Origin of the sequence: Nesterenkonia sandarakina (assembly GCF_014138825.1) — a bacterium.
In the GTDB taxonomy this organism is placed as follows: Bacteria; Actinomycetota; Actinomycetes; order Actinomycetales; family Micrococcaceae; genus Nesterenkonia; species Nesterenkonia sandarakina.
This window is the reverse complement of sequence record NZ_JACJIH010000001.1, coordinates 1,159,526-1,175,525: the sequence shown is the minus strand read 5'-3', so window position 1 is coordinate 1,175,525 and position 16,000 is coordinate 1,159,526. Positions and strand designations below refer to the sequence as shown.

The following is a 16,000-nucleotide window of genomic DNA, read 5'->3' as shown; positions in this document are numbered from 1 at the left end:
CCACACTTGAAGGTTGAAGTTCGAGGCAGCGAATCGCAATGGGTATCCTGGTCGATGACCCAAGACCAGCTTCACAGCTTCCCCAGCCACTCGATGAGGTGACACCGCATGGCCCTGACCCCCGATGATCTCCTGAACAAGGAATTCCCCGAGACCAAGTTCCGTCCCGGTTACGACAAGGACGAGGTCGATGACTTCCTTGACGAGGTGGTCGTCGAATGGCGGCGCCTGACCCAGGAGAACGAGGACCTCACCGCGAAGGTCGCCCGGCTGGAGGAGCAGCTCGAGGAGCACCCGGCGAACCTGGAGCCCGATGAGCTCAAGGACGCAGGGCTCTCCGGCTATGCAGGGACCACCTCCACCATGACCGGTTCCATCGAGCGGATCACCGAAGAGCACGAGCTCAGCGCCGACGCCGCGGAGACCGAGTATGCCCCCGGCACCCGCCCGGCCCAGGAACGCCCCGCCGTCGACTCCGCTGCGAGCGACCAGGCCACCTCCGCCACCGGCGTGCTCGCCATGGCCCAGAAGCTGCACGATCAGTACGTCTCCGAGGGCGAGCAGACCCGCGCGGCCTACATCGCCGAGGGCGAGGCCAAGCGCAGCGAGTACATCGCCGAAGGCGAGCAGACCCGCAGCGCCTACATCGCCGAGGGTGAGCAGACCCGGGATGCCTACATCGCCGAAGGTGAGAGCACTCGCAGCGCCTACATCACCGAGGGTGAGACCCGCCGCGATGACCTGGTCGGCACTGCCGAGAACACCCACGCGCAGCTGCTCGCCGAGGCTGAGCGGCGCCGCAGCGAGATCGTCACCGAGGCCGAGACCCGCGCCGAGAACATGATCGAAGAGGCGGAGCTGACCTCCACCCGCACGCTGAACGCGCTGGAGCGCAAGAAGGCTGACCTGGAGTCCAAGGTCGGTGAGCTGACCAGCTTCGAGCGGGACTACCGGGCCCGTCTGAAGGACTACATCGAGGGTCAGCTGGCGGACCTGAACAGCCGCGGCTCCATCGAGAAGGAAGCCACCGGCAGCTGAGGCAGCTCACAGTCCCCGGGGGCTCCTCCCGGCACCTTGGCCTGTAGAATCCAACGGTGTCGAAACAGCTCTCAGGTGACCATCAGCGGTCCACGCGCACCCCGTCCCGCCGAACTGCACTTCTCGTGGCAGCGGCCCTGGCGGTGTTCGCCTGGGCCGCTGATCAGTTAACCAAGCTCTGGGTCGAATCCACGATGATCCTGGGAGAGCAGACCGAGGTGCTGCCCCCGGTGCTGTACTGGCGCTACCACCTGAACCCGGGTGCCGCGTTCTCCATGGGCACCGACTACACCTGGATCTTCACACTGATCATGCTCACGGTGCTCGGCTACGTGGTGTTCAAGAGCCGTGAGCTCGGCGGATCCTGGCTGTGGACCCTGGGGCTGGGCGGGCTCGCCGGCGGGGTGGCAGGCAACCTCACCGACCGGATCTTCCGGGACCCCTCGCTGAACGGGGAAGGGATCCGCAGCTTCGGCCAGGGCCACGTCGTCGACTTCATCGCCGTGCCGAACTTCGCGATCTTCAACATCGCCGACTCCTTCATCGTGTGCTCGATCATCGGGATCTGCGCGATGATGCTCTTCGGGCTGAACCTCGACGGGACCCGCGAGCACAGCTCAGGGAAGCACAGCCCTGAGAAGTCCAGCCCCGAGAAGCACAGCCCCGCGAGATCCAGTTCCAGCGAACACAGCTCCGAGAAGCCCAGCGCCGGCAAGCCCAGCGCTGGGACCACAGAGACCGCCAAGACCGACGCTGCGGAGACCGAGACATGAGCGCCCAGCAGATCGCCGTGCCCGAGGCGCTCGACGGCGGCCGGGCCGACGTCGTGCTGGCCGCCCTCTTCCAGGTGCCCCGCATTCAGGCCACGCAGTGGCTCAAAGAAGGACTGGTCACCTGGGCGCAGGACCGGACCCAGGGGCGCACCGCCGGGCGCGCAGTGAAGAAGTCTGACCGTTTGGCCGCAGGGGCCCAGCTTGCCGTCGTCGTGCCCGAGAAGCAGGACCCGCTCCAGGTGAGGATCGAAGCCGTGGAAGAGATGACCGTGCTGCACCAGGACGAGGCGATCGTGGTGGTGGACAAGCCCGTGGGCGTGGCCGCGCACCCCTCGCCGGGCTGGACCGGACCGACCGTGATCGGGGGCCTGCTCGCCGCGGGGGTGGAGATCTCCACCTCAGGAGCCCAGGAGCGCCGAGGGATCGTGCACCGACTCGACGTCGGAACCTCCGGGGTGATGGTGGTGGCCAAGACCGAACACGCCTACACCATGCTCAAGGACGCCTTCCGGCAGCGCACCACCCAGAAGAGCTATCACGCGCTGGTCCAGGGTCTTCCGGACCCCGTGGACGGCACCATCGACGCTCCCATCGGCCGGCATCCCGGGCATGACTGGCGCTTCGCGGTGCTCGAGGGCGGACGCGAATCCCGCACCCACTACCGGCTGCAGCAGGCCTATGGCCGGGCCAGCCTGATGGACATCAACCTGGAGACCGGGCGCACGCATCAGATCCGAGTCCACTTCTCCGCACTGGGCCACCCCTGCGCCGGAGATCTGACCTACGGGGCCGACCCGCAGCTGGCCGCTGACCTCGGTCTGACCCGGCAGTGGCTGCACGCGGTGGAGCTCGGCTTCCACCACCCCGACCACGGAGAATGGGTGAGCTACCGCACCGACTACCCCGCGGACCTGGCGCAGGCCCTCGAGATCCTGGAGAACGGCTGAGCATGGCGAGAACCGGCGACTTCGTCCACCTGCACAACCACACCGAGTACTCGATGCTCGACGGCGCCGCGAAGATCGGGGAGCTCTTCGAGCAGACCCAGCACCTCGGGATGCCCGCAGTGGCCACCACGGACCACGGGTTCCTCTTCGGCGCCTATGAGTTCTGGAAGACCGCCCAGAACTATGACGTGAAGCCGATCATCGGGCTCGAGGCCTACCTCTCACCCGGCACGCACCGCTCCGACCGCACCCGGGTGAAGTGGGGCGACGGTGTGATCGGGGAGAAGGACGTCTCCGGCGGCGGCGCCTACACCCATATGACCATGTGGGCGGAGAACACCGCGGGGATGCACAACCTGTTCCGGATGGGCTCGAAGGCCTCCCTGGAGGGCTACTTCTATAAGCCACGCATGGACCGGGAGCTGCTGCAGACCTACGGCAAGGGGATCATCGCCACCACCGGGTGCCCCTCCGGGGAGATCCAGACCAGGCTGCACCTGGGGCAGTACGAGGAGGCGAAGAAGGCCGCCGGGGAGTACCAGGACCTCTTCGGGAAGGAGAACTTCTACTGCGAGCTGATGGACCACGGGCTCGACATCGAGCGCAAGGTCAAAGCCGACCTGATCAAGCTGGCCCGTGAGCTGAACCTGCCGATGGTCGCCACCAACGACCTGCACTACACCCACCAGCACGATCACAAGGCCCACGGGGCGCTGCTGTGCGTGCAGTCGAACTCCACCCTGGATGACCCGAACCGGTTCAAGTTCGGCTCCGAGGAGTTCTACCTCAAGTCCGCCGCGGAGATGCGCGATCTCTTCCGCGACTTCCCCGACGCCTGCGACAACACCCTGGCCATCGCCGAACGCTGCCAGGTCGAGTTCAACGAATCCGCCTCCTATATGCCCCGCTTCCCGGTGCCCGACGGGGAGTCCGAGGAGTCCTGGTTCATCCAGGAGGTCGAGAAGGGGCTGCACTACCGGTTCCCCAACGGCATCCCGGACGAGGTCCGCAAGCAGGCCGAGTACGAGATCGGCGTGATCACCCAGATGGGCTTCCCCGGCTACTTCCTGGTGGTGGCCGACTTCATCACCTGGGCCAAGGAGCAGGGCATCCGGGTGGGCCCGGGACGCGGCTCCGGGCCCGGCTCGATGGTGGCCTACGCGATGCGCATCACCGACCTGAACCCGCTGCAGCACGGCCTGATCTTCGAGCGCTTCCTGAACCCCGACCGCGTCTCCATGCCCGACTTCGACGTCGACTTCGATGACCGGCGTCGCTCCGAGGTCATCCAGTACGTGGTCAACAAGTACGGCGACGAACGCGTGGCGATGATCGTCACCTACGGCACGATCAAGTCCAAGCAGGCGCTGAAGGACTCCGCCCGCGTCATGGGGGAGCCCTTCGCCACCGGCGACCAGCTGAGCAAGAAGATGCCCCCGGACGCCATGGGCAAGCCGATGCCGCTGGGCGACATCTATGACCCCAAGTCCTCGCGCTACTCCGAGGCCGCCGAGATGCGCGAGTACGTGGACGCGGACCCCCGGCTGACCGAGATCTTCAACCTCGCCTCCGGCCTGGAGGGGCTGAAGCGGCAGTGGGGCGTGCACGCGGCGGGCGTGATCATGTCCAGCGACCCGCTGATCGACATCATCCCGATCATGAAGCGTGAGCAGGACGGCGCGATCATCACGCAGTTCGACTACCCGATCTGCGAGAACCTCGGCCTGATCAAGATGGACTTCCTGGGTCTGCGCAACCTCACGATCATCTCCGACTGCCTGGAGAACATCGCGCTGAACAAGGGCGTCGAGATCGACCTGGAAACCCTGGAGCTCACCGACCGTGCCGCCTATGACCTGCTGGCCCGCGGAGACACCCTGGGCGTCTTCCAGCTCGACGGCGGCGGCATGCGCTCGCTGCTGCGCCTGATGCGACCGGACAACTTCGAAGACATCTCCGCCGCCCTGGCGCTCTACCGGCCCGGCCCGATGGGCGCGAACTCGCACACCAACTACGCGCTGCGCAAGAACGGGCACCAGGAGGTCAGCCCGATCCACCCGGAGCTGGAGGAGCCGCTGCGCGAGATCCTGGGCACCACGCACGGGCTGATCGTCTACCAGGAGCAGGTCATGGCCATCGCGCAGAAGGTCGCCGGGTACTCCCTGGGCCAGGCCGACATCCTGCGCCGCGCCATGGGCAAGAAGAAGAAGTCCGAGCTGGACAAGCAGTATGTGAACTTCTCCTCCGGCATGGAGTCTCACGGCTATTCCGCCGCGGCGATCAAGGCGCTGTGGGACGTCCTGCTCCCGTTCTCGGACTACGCGTTCAACAAGGCCCACACCGCAGCCTACGGACTGATCGCGTACTGGACCGCCTTCCTCAAGGCCAACTACCCGGCCGAGTACCTGGCGGCCCTGCTCACCTCCGTGGGGGAGAACCGGGACAAGCTCGCGCTCTACCTCTCGGAATGTCGGCGCATGGGCGTCACCGTGACCTCCCCGAGCATCAACGAATCCGCGCTGACCTTCACCCCGGTCGGCGATGACACCATCCGCTTCGGGATGGGCGCGGTGCGCAACGTGGGCTCCAACGTGGTCGCCGGGATGGTCTCCGCGCGTGAGGAGAAGGGCCCGTATGAGACCTTCGCCGACTTCCTCAAGAAGGTCCCGATGCAGGTGTGCAATAAGCGCACCATCGAATCGCTGATCAAGGCCGGCGGCTTCGACGAGCTCGGCCACACCCGCCGCGCCCTGGTGACCATCCACGAACAGGCCATCGACCAGGCCATCTCAGAGAAGAAGGGCTCCCAGGCCTACGAGACCGATCTCTTCGGCAGCGCCAACATGGAGCTGGGCGACTCGCTCTCGGTCAGCGTCCCGGACCTGCCGGAGTGGGAGAAGATGGACAAGCTCTCCTTCGAACGCGAGATGCTCGGCCTCTACGTCTCCGACCACCCGCTCCAGGGCCTGGAACGGGTCCTGGCCCACCACGCCGACCGCTCGATCTCCTCGGTGATGGGGGAGGACGGCCCGGCCGACGGCGCCGGGATCACCATCGCCGGGATGATCACCTCGCTGCAGCGCCGAGTCGCGAAGTCCTCCGGGAACCCCTATGCGCGCGCCGAGATCGAAGACATGGCCGGCACCATCGAGGTGATGTTCTTCGGCAAGACCTACCAGGCCGTGTCGATGATCCTCGCCGAGGACCTGGTGGTCTCGGTCAAGGGTCAGATCGACCGTCGCGAGGACGGCAGCGTCACGCTCAAGGCGATGGACGTGGTGGTGCCCGAGATCAATGAGGACGGCAACGCCGGGCCGGTGGTCGTCTCGGTCTCGGCCCAGCGCGCCTCCGAGCACCTGGTCATGGAGCTGGGACGGGCCCTGCGCGCGCATCGGGGGAACTCCGACGTGCACGTGCGGCTGCTCTCCGGGGACAAGATCGAGCTCCTGCGGCTGGGCCACGAGTACCAGGTCAGCCCGTCACCGGCGCTGTTCGGGGATCTCAAGGTGCTCCTCGGCCCCGGTTGCCTGGAGCTCTGAGCCGCTTCCGGGGTCCCGCCGCAGACCGCGAAGCAGGCGGGATTTCCACAACATCTTGTGGTTGGTGATTTGAGGCGCACTATATGTGGTGGGTAGACTGGCCTTATGTACTGCCCCTATTGCCGCCATGATTCGTCCCGAGTGGTCGACTCCCGCATGCTGGACGACGGTTCCGGCATCCGCCGACGTCGGCAGTGCCCCCAGTGCTCCAAGCGCTTCACCACCATGGAGACCACCAGCCTGAACGTGATCAAGCGTTCCGGCGCGGCGGAGCCCTTTGACCGTGCCAAGGTGATCAACGGGGTGCGCAAGGCCTGTCAGGGACGCCCGGTCTCCAACGATGATCTGGCGGTGCTCGCCCAGGAAGTGGAGGAGAACATCCGCGCCGCCGGCAACGCGGAGGTCGACGCCAATGATGTGGGTCTGGCGATCCTCGGCCCGCTGCGCCGTCTGGATGTGGTCGCCTATATGCGCTTCGCCTCGGTGTATCGCGGGTTCGACACGTTGCAGGACTTCGAGAACGCCATCGAGGAGCTGCGCCGGGAAGAGCTGCACGGACCTTCAAGCTCAGGTGCAACCGTGGTGCAGCCCAGATTCGGATTCCGATAGACTTTTCAGCGTGCCGGTGGTGCTCTCTTCTGGGGAAGGTTGAGAGCGCCACCGGTCTTTTCACGTCTGGGAGGCTTCGAGCATGCCGTGAGGTGCGAGTACCACGGCAGGCCCGACCCGCGCCGCAGCCGCTGACCTGGGGGCCGACGGCGCCGGCGGCGGACGCACTGATGGTCCGAAGAGAACCCCCTGAACTTTCTCTTCGGACCACCTGCGCCTCCGAGGAGGCCCTTTCATTACACGCCCGCGGGCTCCGCCGGCCGTTCAGATGACGCAAAACCCCGTAGTCTGAGCCGAGAAACCCAGTAGAAGGTACGGGCCGGTATAGTTTCGAGCACCTGATCCGTCGAGCAAGGAGCCCCGGTGCACCGCAGCGACCCCTTCGTGGGCAGGCTTGAGGAGATCGAGCTGATCCGCCGCGCGGCGGACCGGGCGCGGCAGGGCAAGGCGCAGTTCGTGGTCATCGAAGGCTTCACCGGCTCCGGAAAGACCCGGCTGCTGCACCAGGCGATGGAGGCCTACCCGGACTGGAACGAGCGCACCATCCTGCTCGATGAGTCCTTCAGCCCCCGGGCCGGGTCCGCGATCCACCACCTGCTCGGGGCGGGATCCCCTGACCCGACTGAGCTGGAGGACCTCCTGGCCAGCGGGTTCGACGCGGCGCGGAACCTGCAGCGGCCCTACCTGATGAGCGTGAAGAACCTGCACCTGGTCGATGAGGTCTCCGCCGAGGCGCTCTGGCGGGCACTGAGCATCTTCCAGAACGGACCGGTGCTGGTGGTGCTGAGCACCCAGGGCTCGACGCGCCCGGAGGTCCAGCGGCTCATCCGACTGGCCCAGGCCAGTCCCCGAGGCACCTACATCGGCCTGCAGCCGCTCGCCCTGCGAGAGGTCGGTGAGCTGCTGGAGGCCTACTCCAAGCTGCCGATCGCGGCGTCGGTGGCGGGAGCGGTGCTGCGCGAGACCGACGGCTACCCCGGCCTGGTGGAACAGGTGGGACGCTGGCTGCGCCGGGTGCCCGCCGGGGCGCGCAGCATCGACCAGGCGCTGGCCGCCACAGTGCGCTCGGCAGACTACAGCGGAATGCACCGGGACGTGCTCACCCAGATGGACCGGCTCGAGGAGGCGGATCGTCGAGCGGTGACGCTGCTGGCCGCCGCCGACACCTCGCTGAGCCGGAGCCAGATCGAGGCGGCACTGGGCGCCACGGTGGACCCTGCCGCCCTGTTAGGGACTGCCCTGCTCAGCTGGGAGGAGCTCACCGGCCGCTACTCGGTGCCACGGCGTTCCCTGAGCCGGGCGGTGCTCAGCGGCACCCCGGAGGTGGAGCGGGCGGAGCTGCTGCACGCTCTTGCCGGGGTGCTCACCGGGGAGGAGTCGGTGCGCCACCTGGCCGAAGCGATCCGACGGGATCCCTCCCGGGGTGCGGCGGATCAGGTCATCGCTCAGCTGCAGGACCACGCGCGCCAGGCCGCCCGGCGGCACGACTTCCGGGAAGCCTTCGATCACATCATGGCAGCGATCGCGATGGCCCCTTTCGATGCGGAGTCACTGGCTCTGCTCGCGGGCCTGGCCGTGCGGACCAACCGGATCTCGGCTCTGCTCGCCCTGGAGTCTCCGATGCGCACGATGCCGGAGTCTACCGGCCGCTCAGGGATCCTGGCGCTGATGCTGCTGGAGCAGTCCGACCTGGAGGGGGCGCTCCAGGAGCTGGAATCGGTGCCGGCCCAGCCTGACGCTGGGCTGCCCATCTATGCCGAGGCGGTCATCGAGGTCAACGCCCGGCTCTACGCGGAGTCGCGTCGGGACCGAGGTGCGGCGCTGGCGCATGATGTCTCTGCTGCACTGACCGAGGTGCTGGGCTCCTCCGAGGGGGCGGGCCTGGTCGGTGAGATCTGGAGCCGGGATCAGCTGCACGGCATGGCGTCCCTGAACAGCCTCTGGCTCGGCTTCTCGGCAGTGGACCCCGGGGATGCGCTCACCATGATCGACCGGGTCTGCGCCGCCCTGGAGCAGCTGCGTGGCAGGGTCGGCGTGGAGCGTTTCGACGCCTCGCTGCATGCGGTGCGCGGGGCACTCTACCGCCAGGTCGGTCAGGAGGACTGCGCCTACCAGGACCTCAGCGTGGCTGCCGCGCAGGACGGCACCAACAGCTACGTGATGTACGCCCGCTCTCAGCTGGCGCTGCTGCTCTTCAGCTCGGCCTATTGGGATGAGGCCGAACAGATGGCGGACCGCGCGGCGGGGGAGGCCCTGTGCCGCGGCGAGAACGCCGTCTCCCATGTGGCCTACGCGGTCTCGGCCGTCGTGCCGGCGGCGCGGGGAGAGGTGGAGAAGGTCCGGGCCCGGCTCGAGGTGCTGCGCGAGAGCCGGTTCGCGAAGGGTCCGCTGGTCACCGGGACCCTCGACTGGGTGGAGGCGTGCCTGGCCGCCTCCCAGTCCGACTTTCGAGGGGTCGCCCGGAACCTGCTGAGCATGCGCAACGACGGCACCGCCTGGTGGGCGATGGAGCCGCAGGCGGTGAGCATGTTGGCACGTGCGCTCCACGTCAGCGGGTGGGCCGCGATGCTGCCGGCGCTGCTGCGCAGTGCCGAGGACGACGCCGGCGTCGTGGACTTCCAGCGCCATCTGACCACCCCGTACCTCAGAGGCTTCGAACGCTGGGGAGCCGATGCCCCGAGGGAGGCGATGGACTGCTTCCTGGAGGTGCTGCGCGGCTATGACGCCGCCGGATCCATCCGACCCACCCAGCCGCCGGGGGAGGGCGGGGGTTTCCGGATCTTCCGGGCGATGCTGAGCATCGACATCGCCACACTGGCGGCGGCCTACCCGCAGGAGCTGGCCCGGCATCGGGCCACCGCTTTGGAGCTCGCGGTGTGGGCGGCCTCGGTGCTGCAGTCCTGCGGAGCCGGTTCGCAGCTGGACCGCGCCAACCAGCTCATGGAGATGCTGCGTCCCCGGATCATGCAGGGGCCGCCGCGTCCCGCGGCGAGGGCGGGCGCCTCGTCGGTGGCGGGAGCATCGTTGAACCGGGCGGGGCGGGGGACCTCGGCACCTGGATCACCGGAGCTCTCCACCTCCGGCCGGATGCCTGCGCCCGGCGCCGCAGACGTCACCTCCGGCGCCGTGCCTGCGGAACCCGCTGCGCGCAGCGCAGCGCAGCCCGGTGGGCGCCTGGTCGCGTGGGCGCCCCGGGGAGTCTCGGCGCTGACCGATCCGGTGCTCAGCCCGCGCGCCGAGGAGGCGCTGCATGGACTCTCCCGGCGCGAACGTCAGGTCTCGCTGCTGGTCTCCGAGGGCCGGACCAACCGCGAGGTCGCGGAGCAGCTGGTGCTCTCGGTGCGCACCGTGGAGTACCACGTGGCCAACGCGATGACGAAGCTGAAGATCCACTCCCGCCGCGAGCTTCGAGGCCTGATCGGCGGGGATCGCGCCCCGAGGTGATCTCTGGCGGCCTCAGCCGGCGAGGCTGCGCAGCTGCGCGATCGCCGCGGCGGCGTCGGGGGCTGAATACACCGCCGAGCCGGCCACAAAGGTGTCCGCACCGGCCTCGGCCGCGCGCTGGATCGTCTCGGCGCTGATGCCGCCGTCGACCTGGAGCGCCACGGTCCCGCCCAGATCATCCACGGCTTTCCGGGCCCGGCGGATCTTGGGCAGGATCAGGTCCAGGAAGCTCTGTCCGCCGAACCCGGGCTCCACGGTCATCAGCAGCAGCATGTCCAGCTCCCCGAGCATGTCCAGGTACGGCTCGATCCCGGTGGCAGGCTTCAGCGCCATGGCGGACCGGGAACCCTGCGCGCGCAGCTCGCGGGCGAGCCGGATCGGCGCCCCTGCCGCTTCGGCATGGAAGGTCACGGACTCACAGCCGAGCTCGGCGTACTGCGGTGCCCAGGTGTCCGGGTCCTCGATCATCAGGTGGATGTCCAGCGGCAGCTCGGTGGCCGCGCGCAGGGACTTCACCACCGGCAGGCCGATGGTCAGATTCGGCACGAAATGGTTGTCCATCACGTCGACATGCACCGCATCGGCAGAGCTGATCCGGGACAGCTCGGTGGCCAGGTTCGCGAAGTCGGCGTTGAGGATGCTGGGGTGGATGCGCGGGCTGATCACAGGGCGATCCTACCGCCGGGGTGCTCCGCGACGTCGTCGGACTCCCGGGACTGGTCGGACTCGGACTCCTGGGACTGGTGCGAGGCTGAGGCATCCTTCGCGTCCACCGGACGCTGAAGGAGCGCGAAGAACATCGCATCGGTGCCGTGGATATGCGGCCAGAGCTGCACGCAGCGCGCGGCGGTCTGGCTGCCGGCGCCTGCCGGCGCATCGCGCAGCAGCTGGGCACCGGCGTCCTCGGCGGCGGCGCGCATCGGCCCGTGGGCGTCGAGCAGCTCCAGCTCCGGGTGGCGGCGCAGCAGGTCATCGACCTGGATCACGGTCTCGGCCATATGCGGTGAGCAGGTGACGTAGGCCAGCAGCCCTCCGGGAGCCAGTGCCCCGACGGCCGCGTCGAGCAGCTCATGCTGCAGCGCGGTCAGGCCGGCGAGGTCTCCGGGGGTGCGACGCCAGCGGGCCTCGGGCCGGCGACGCAGCGCGCCCAGGCCGGTGCAGGGTGCATCGACCAGGATCCGCTGGAAGCCGGTGCCGGTCGGATCCTCGCCGATGGTGCGGCCATCGCCGGTGCGCACGGTCCAGGCCTGGTGGTCCACTGCCTGCAGCGCCTGGCTCACCAGCTTGGCACGGTGCGCGGCTGGTTCGTTGGCGAGCACGGTGGCGCCGCGCTGGGCGGCCAGCGCTGCCAGCAGTGCCGCCTTGCCGCCCGGGCCGGCGCACAGGTCGAGCCAGCGCTCTGCACGCTGGCTCGGATCCGGGAGCTCCGCGGCGGCCAGGGCGCGGGTGACCCATTGCGAGCCGATGTCCTGGACCCGCAGCTGACCTTCCCGGGTGCCAGGCAGCCGAGCGATGTCACCGCCGCGGAAGATCGCGGCACCGGTCAGCGCGCTGGAGGCCACGGCCCCGGCCTCCTGGGCGCTGCGCAGCCGGTCACCCTCGACCGAGCTGGTGCCGGGGAGCTCCACCAGGTGGACCTCGGGGGCGGCGTTGTTCGCGCGCAGCAGCTCCTCGAGCTCGTCGCCGCGGCCATCGGCGCGCAGCGACTGCCGCAGGGCACGCACCACCCAGGCCGGGTGGGCGTGGGTGAGCGCGAGGGCGTCGTCGCCGCTCAGGTCGCGCTCGGCTGAGAGCGTCCGGGTCCAGTCCTGGAGAGTCCGGGAACTGACCTTGCGCAGCACGGCATTGACCAGCCCGCTGGGGCCGGCGCCGATCTCGGCGCGCACCAGCGCCACGGTCTCATCCACCGCGGCGTGGGTCTCCACCCGCATGTTCAACAGCTGGTGGGCGCCCAGTCGCAGCGCGTCCAGCACCGGGGCGTCGAGCTGGTGAAGGGGCCGGTCCACGCAGGCGCTGAGAATCGCGTCGTAGGTGCCGGTGCCGCGCAGCGTGCCGTAGGTCAGCTCAGTGGCGAAGCCGGCGTCGCGCTTGTCCAGCCGCCGACGCCGGATCTCGGCGGGCAGCGTGAGGTTGGCGTAGGCGTCGTCCCGGCTGACCGCGCGCAGCACGGTGTAGGCCGTGAGCCGGGCCGGATCCGCCCGGCGTTTGCGCTGGGCTGGAGCCGCGGCGCTGAACCGACGTCCACCTGTGCCCCCGCCCTGACCTGACCCGCCCTGATCGGACCTGCCCTGGCCGGGGGAGCTCTTCGCGCCGCGATTGCGTTCCCGGCCCTTCTCATTCCTGCGGCTGGGCTGCTGGGCGGAGTCTCGGCCGGCGTGGCTCATCGGGCGCGCCCTTCCGTGGGGTGCGTGGCAGTCGGGGCAGTCTCAGCGGTCTCGGTGCTCTTCGCCTGCCCAGGCAGGCTCTGCTGGGGACGGTCCTGCTCCGGTCCGCCCAGCAGCACCTCGCCGTGCAGGCCGCGGTACCAGTCGGCGGCGTTGAGCATCTGCTTGCCTGCCGGCTGCACGCTGCTGAGCACCACATCGGCGCCGTCGCCGGCACGGAACCCGATCACCGGGGTGGCGCCGGGCTGTTCCGGGGCAAGCTCTCGCACCGCGCCGATCTGCGCCGCAGACTCCTCGGTCCCCGGCGCCGTCTCGGCCCGGTAGAGCCTGGCGACGCCGAGCTTGACCCGCTGATCACCGTTCAAGGTCCAGGCGCCGGGTTCGGGGATGGTCGCGTTGATCCGATTCACCAGTTCGGCGGCTGGGCGGCGCGGGTCGATGAAGGCGTCTGCGGCGGTCAGCTTCGGAGCGTAGCTGGGCTCACCGACCTGGGGCTCGGGAGTGGAGGTGCCGGCGAGCAGGTCTGGCAGCAGCACCATCAGCAGGGAGGACCCCAGGACCGTGAGCTCCTCGAGGACCGTCCCCGCCGAGGTCGCCTCGCCGATCTGGTGGCGGCAGATCCCGTGGATGGGCCCGGTGTCCATGCCGCGTTCCAGCTGGAACACCGTGGCCGCGGTCTCGGTCTGACCAGCCAGCATGGTGTGAGGCACCGGCGCCGCGCCGCGGTGCAGCGGGAGGGCGGAGTAGTGCAGGTTCACCCAGCCGCGGGCGGGGACCTCGAGTGCGGCACCGGGCAGCAGGGCGCCATAGGCCACGACGACGCCGAGCGTGGCCTCCGCCGCGGCGAGCTCCGCGGTGATCTCGGCGTCCACGGCGTCAGCCTTGATCACGTGGATCCCGGCCTCCTCGGCGACCGCAGCCACCGGGGACGGGGTCAGCTTGCGCCGTCGCCCCACGGGAGCATCAGGCCTGGTGAGCACCGCTGCCACCTCGGCGCCCGCGCGCAGCATGGTGCGCAGGGCGATGGCGGCGATCTCCGGGGTTCCGGCGAAGATGATCCGTCCCGGACCGGGTCTGCTGCCGCGGGTCTCCGCGCGCGCCTCGGCCAAGGTGTCTTCGGTGAACTGCTGCATGATGTGTCAGGGGCCTTTCAGGAGGCGAAGAAGCTGCTGTGGCGGCTCGTGCGGGAGCCGCGGGTCTGATCGATGGCCTGGCCGTAGTCGCGGGAGCGCAGGGCCCGGAACGCGGTGACCTTGTCCTGCCCGGTGAGTCGATCCACGAAGAGCCGGCCATCGAGGTGGTCCACCTCGTGCTGGAAACATGCCGCCAACAACCCGTTGGCCTCCATGGTGAGCTCCTCGCCCTCGGCGTCGGTGCCGGTGAGCGTCACCTGCTGGGCGCGCACCACCGGGGCATAGATCTCGGCCACCGAGAGGCACCCTTCTCGGAGCAGGTTCTCACCTTCGGCCTCGCCGCGTTCGGGCGCCCGCGCGGTGAACCGGCTCTCGCCGCGCAGGGTGAGCTCGGGATTGACCACGGCGCCGCGGACACCGGCCACGTCGAAGGTGAAGATCCTGCGGCTGACGCCGACCTGTGGGGCGGCGAGCCCGATGCCGGCGACCGCGTCCATGGTCTCGAACATGTCGGCGATCAGCTCCCGGATGCTCTCATCCACGGCCGGAACTGGGGTCGCGGGGGTGCGCAGCACCGGGTCGCCGATCATGCGGATGCTCAGGACAGTCATGGGGGACATTCTGTCATTCTCCAGGGACACCCCCGGGTGGGCGGGGCAGCGGAGGCGGCGAGATCGGACGCAGCGCGGTGCCTGCGGCCTGTGCCGACCTGCTGTGCTCCCAGACCTGGCGCAGCGCCCAGAATTTGTGCCAGTGGGATTTCAGCACCGCGGGATTTGCCTGACTCGGGACCACCTCGGCCTCCGAGACCGCCACCGCCAGCAGGATCGGGTCCTCACCATAGGGCCAGGGGCCCCACTGTCCGGTCCTGGCGTCGAGGAGCATCTCTTCGGCCTGCATGCCTGCCACCAGCTGCATCACCACCGAGTCACTGAGCGGTTTGGCCCGTCCGTCCCGGGTCAGTCCCTTGGTCTTGAAGTCGATGATGCAGGTGCGCCCGCCGATCTCGGCGATCAGGTCCAGCGTCCCGGCGTAGCCCTGGGTGTGGTTCCAGACCGTCACCTCGGCGGCGAGCGGGACCACCCCGTAGAGCTGCCACCATTCGTCGAAGCGGTCCGCATAGCTGGCTTCCCGGTGTTCCGCGAGCACCCGTCGGGCCGCACCGGCCTCCTGGGCGACACCCAGGGCCTCGAGGGCGATCTGCTCGGCATAGTTGTGCACCCGATCTCCGCGCGCCGCGGCGGCGTCACGAAAGCGTTCCGCCGCGGAGGAGGCTTCCCGGGCCAGTCTCTTCAACTCGGCGGGGGAGCCGACTGCGCCGGCCAGACGCTGGTCACCGGAGAGCTCGGCCGCGGCCATATGCCCGGCCCAGCCGGTCAGGTCCTTGTGCTCCTGGGAGATCACCGTGGTGATCGAGGGCACCTCGGGGGAGCTGCCGATGGCACGGGAGTACATGCGGCCGTAGTCGGTGGCGTGGGCGAGGCTGGGCTGTGTCATCACCTCTAGTCTGTCACCTGCCGGGACTCGATCGGCGCCCACAGCGAGGACCGTCCGGCACCCGATTGGACGTGCGGCAGAGACCTGCGCTATCGTTTCAAGTCGTTGAAACGCCGCGAAACGATGCGGTCGGGACAGCACTGCGGATGTAGCTCAGCTGGCTAGAGCATCACCTTGCCATGGTGAGGGTCGCGAGTTCGAATCTCGTCATTCGCTCGCAGGAAACAAGCATGAGAGTATGAGAGGATCCTTGACGGAATCCTCGACGGTGTCAGGGCCTGACAAGGCCTTACCACTGAGGGTCGACCAAAGACCTTGAGGTCGGTGGTGGACTGCGGTGGGGTGGCCGAGTGGCGAGGCAGCGGCCTGCAAAGCCGTCAACGCGGGTTCGATTCCCGTCCCCACCTCGCAGGTGTCTCCGGGTCATCGGGGGACAGCGGCAGAAGCAAATAAACAGAACAGAATAGCGAAGCAGCACAGAACACGCCACGGTGGTCCACGGATCACGTACAGGCGCGATTAGCGCAGCGGTAGCGCGCTTCCCTGACACGGAAGAGGTCACTGGTTCGATCCCAGTATCGCGCACTGAGAGCAGGAAATGCGACCACCTCACGGTGGTAGGGCCTCCTGATCTCA

The 16,000-nt window shown here is 68.7% G+C and carries 11 protein-coding genes and 3 tRNA genes; 9 read left to right on the top strand and 5 right to left on the bottom strand.

What is annotated here, in order from left to right; genetic code table 11:
* Positions 1-108: 108 nt before the first annotated feature.
* The 6 genes from HNR24_RS05320 (at position 109) to HNR24_RS14240 (ending at position 10,350) form a co-directional block, all read left to right on the top strand.
* On the top strand, positions 109-1,038 hold the full coding sequence (locus tag HNR24_RS05320; RefSeq protein WP_182495218.1) for a DivIVA domain-containing protein: 930 nt from the start codon (positions 109-111) through the stop codon (positions 1,036-1,038).
* Between the two features lie 56 nt (positions 1,039-1,094).
* Positions 1,095-1,811: a signal peptidase II gene (locus HNR24_RS05315; RefSeq protein WP_182495217.1), complete on the top strand. Its 717-nt coding sequence runs from the start codon at positions 1,095-1,097 to the stop codon at positions 1,809-1,811.
* Positions 1,808-2,758: an RluA family pseudouridine synthase gene (locus HNR24_RS05310; RefSeq protein ID WP_058888733.1), complete on the top strand. Its 951-nt coding sequence runs from the start codon at positions 1,808-1,810 to the stop codon at positions 2,756-2,758. Before HNR24_RS05315 ends, HNR24_RS05310 begins: the two co-directional genes overlap by 4 nt.
* 2 nt (positions 2,759-2,760) lie before the next feature.
* Positions 2,761-6,297 (top strand): DNA polymerase III subunit alpha, encoded by a 3,537-nt coding sequence (gene dnaE, locus HNR24_RS05305; protein WP_058888734.1) that lies wholly within the window; start codon positions 2,761-2,763, stop codon positions 6,295-6,297.
* A gap of 105 nt (positions 6,298-6,402) precedes the next feature.
* Complete coding sequence (nrdR, locus tag HNR24_RS05300) at positions 6,403-6,906, top strand: transcriptional regulator NrdR (protein WP_058888735.1); 504 nt, start codon at positions 6,403-6,405, stop codon at positions 6,904-6,906.
* A gap of 363 nt (positions 6,907-7,269) precedes the next feature.
* Positions 7,270-10,350, top strand: coding sequence for a helix-turn-helix transcriptional regulator (locus HNR24_RS14240; RefSeq protein WP_182495216.1), 3,081 nt, complete (start codon positions 7,270-7,272; stop codon positions 10,348-10,350).
* Positions 10,351-10,362: 12 nt separating this feature from the next.
* Here the strand turns inward: HNR24_RS14240 and rpe are convergent, their stop codons facing one another.
* Genes rpe through HNR24_RS05270 form a run of 5 tightly spaced genes read right to left on the bottom strand, consistent with a single transcriptional unit; the run spans position 10,363 to position 15,364 of the window.
* Positions 10,363-11,016, bottom strand: coding sequence for a ribulose-phosphate 3-epimerase (gene rpe, locus HNR24_RS05290; RefSeq protein WP_182495215.1), 654 nt, complete (start codon positions 11,014-11,016; stop codon positions 10,363-10,365).
* Positions 11,013-12,734, bottom strand: coding sequence for an RsmB/NOP family class I SAM-dependent RNA methyltransferase (locus HNR24_RS05285; protein ID WP_182495214.1), 1,722 nt, complete (start codon positions 12,732-12,734; stop codon positions 11,013-11,015). The genes rpe and HNR24_RS05285 overlap by 4 nt, the downstream gene beginning before the upstream one ends.
* Positions 12,731-13,867: a methionyl-tRNA formyltransferase gene (locus tag HNR24_RS05280; RefSeq protein WP_182495213.1), complete on the bottom strand. Its 1,137-nt coding sequence runs from the start codon at positions 13,865-13,867 to the stop codon at positions 12,731-12,733. The genes HNR24_RS05285 and HNR24_RS05280 overlap by 4 nt, the downstream gene beginning before the upstream one ends.
* 17 nt (positions 13,868-13,884) lie before the next feature.
* The gene (gene def, locus HNR24_RS05275) at positions 13,885-14,478 is read right to left on the bottom strand and encodes a peptide deformylase (protein WP_182495212.1); all 594 of its coding nucleotides are present in this window, start codon (positions 14,476-14,478) and stop codon (positions 13,885-13,887) included.
* Between the two features lie 13 nt (positions 14,479-14,491).
* On the bottom strand, positions 14,492-15,364 hold the full coding sequence (locus tag HNR24_RS05270) for a PD-(D/E)XK nuclease family protein (RefSeq protein ID WP_182495211.1): 873 nt from the start codon (positions 15,362-15,364) through the stop codon (positions 14,492-14,494).
* Positions 15,365-15,506: 142 nt separating this feature from the next.
* On the opposite strand from HNR24_RS05270, the gene HNR24_RS05265 reads away from it, so the two are divergent.
* The 3 genes from HNR24_RS05265 to HNR24_RS05255 all read left to right on the top strand — a co-directional run bounded on the left by HNR24_RS05265 (position 15,507) and on the right by HNR24_RS05255 (position 15,949).
* A tRNA-Gly gene (locus HNR24_RS05265) sits at positions 15,507-15,580 on the top strand.
* 120 nt (positions 15,581-15,700) lie between these two features.
* Positions 15,701-15,771, top strand: a tRNA-Cys gene (locus tag HNR24_RS05260).
* A 106-nt stretch (positions 15,772-15,877) separates the two neighbouring features.
* Positions 15,878-15,949, top strand: a tRNA-Val gene (locus HNR24_RS05255).
* Positions 15,950-16,000: the final 51 nt, after the last annotated feature.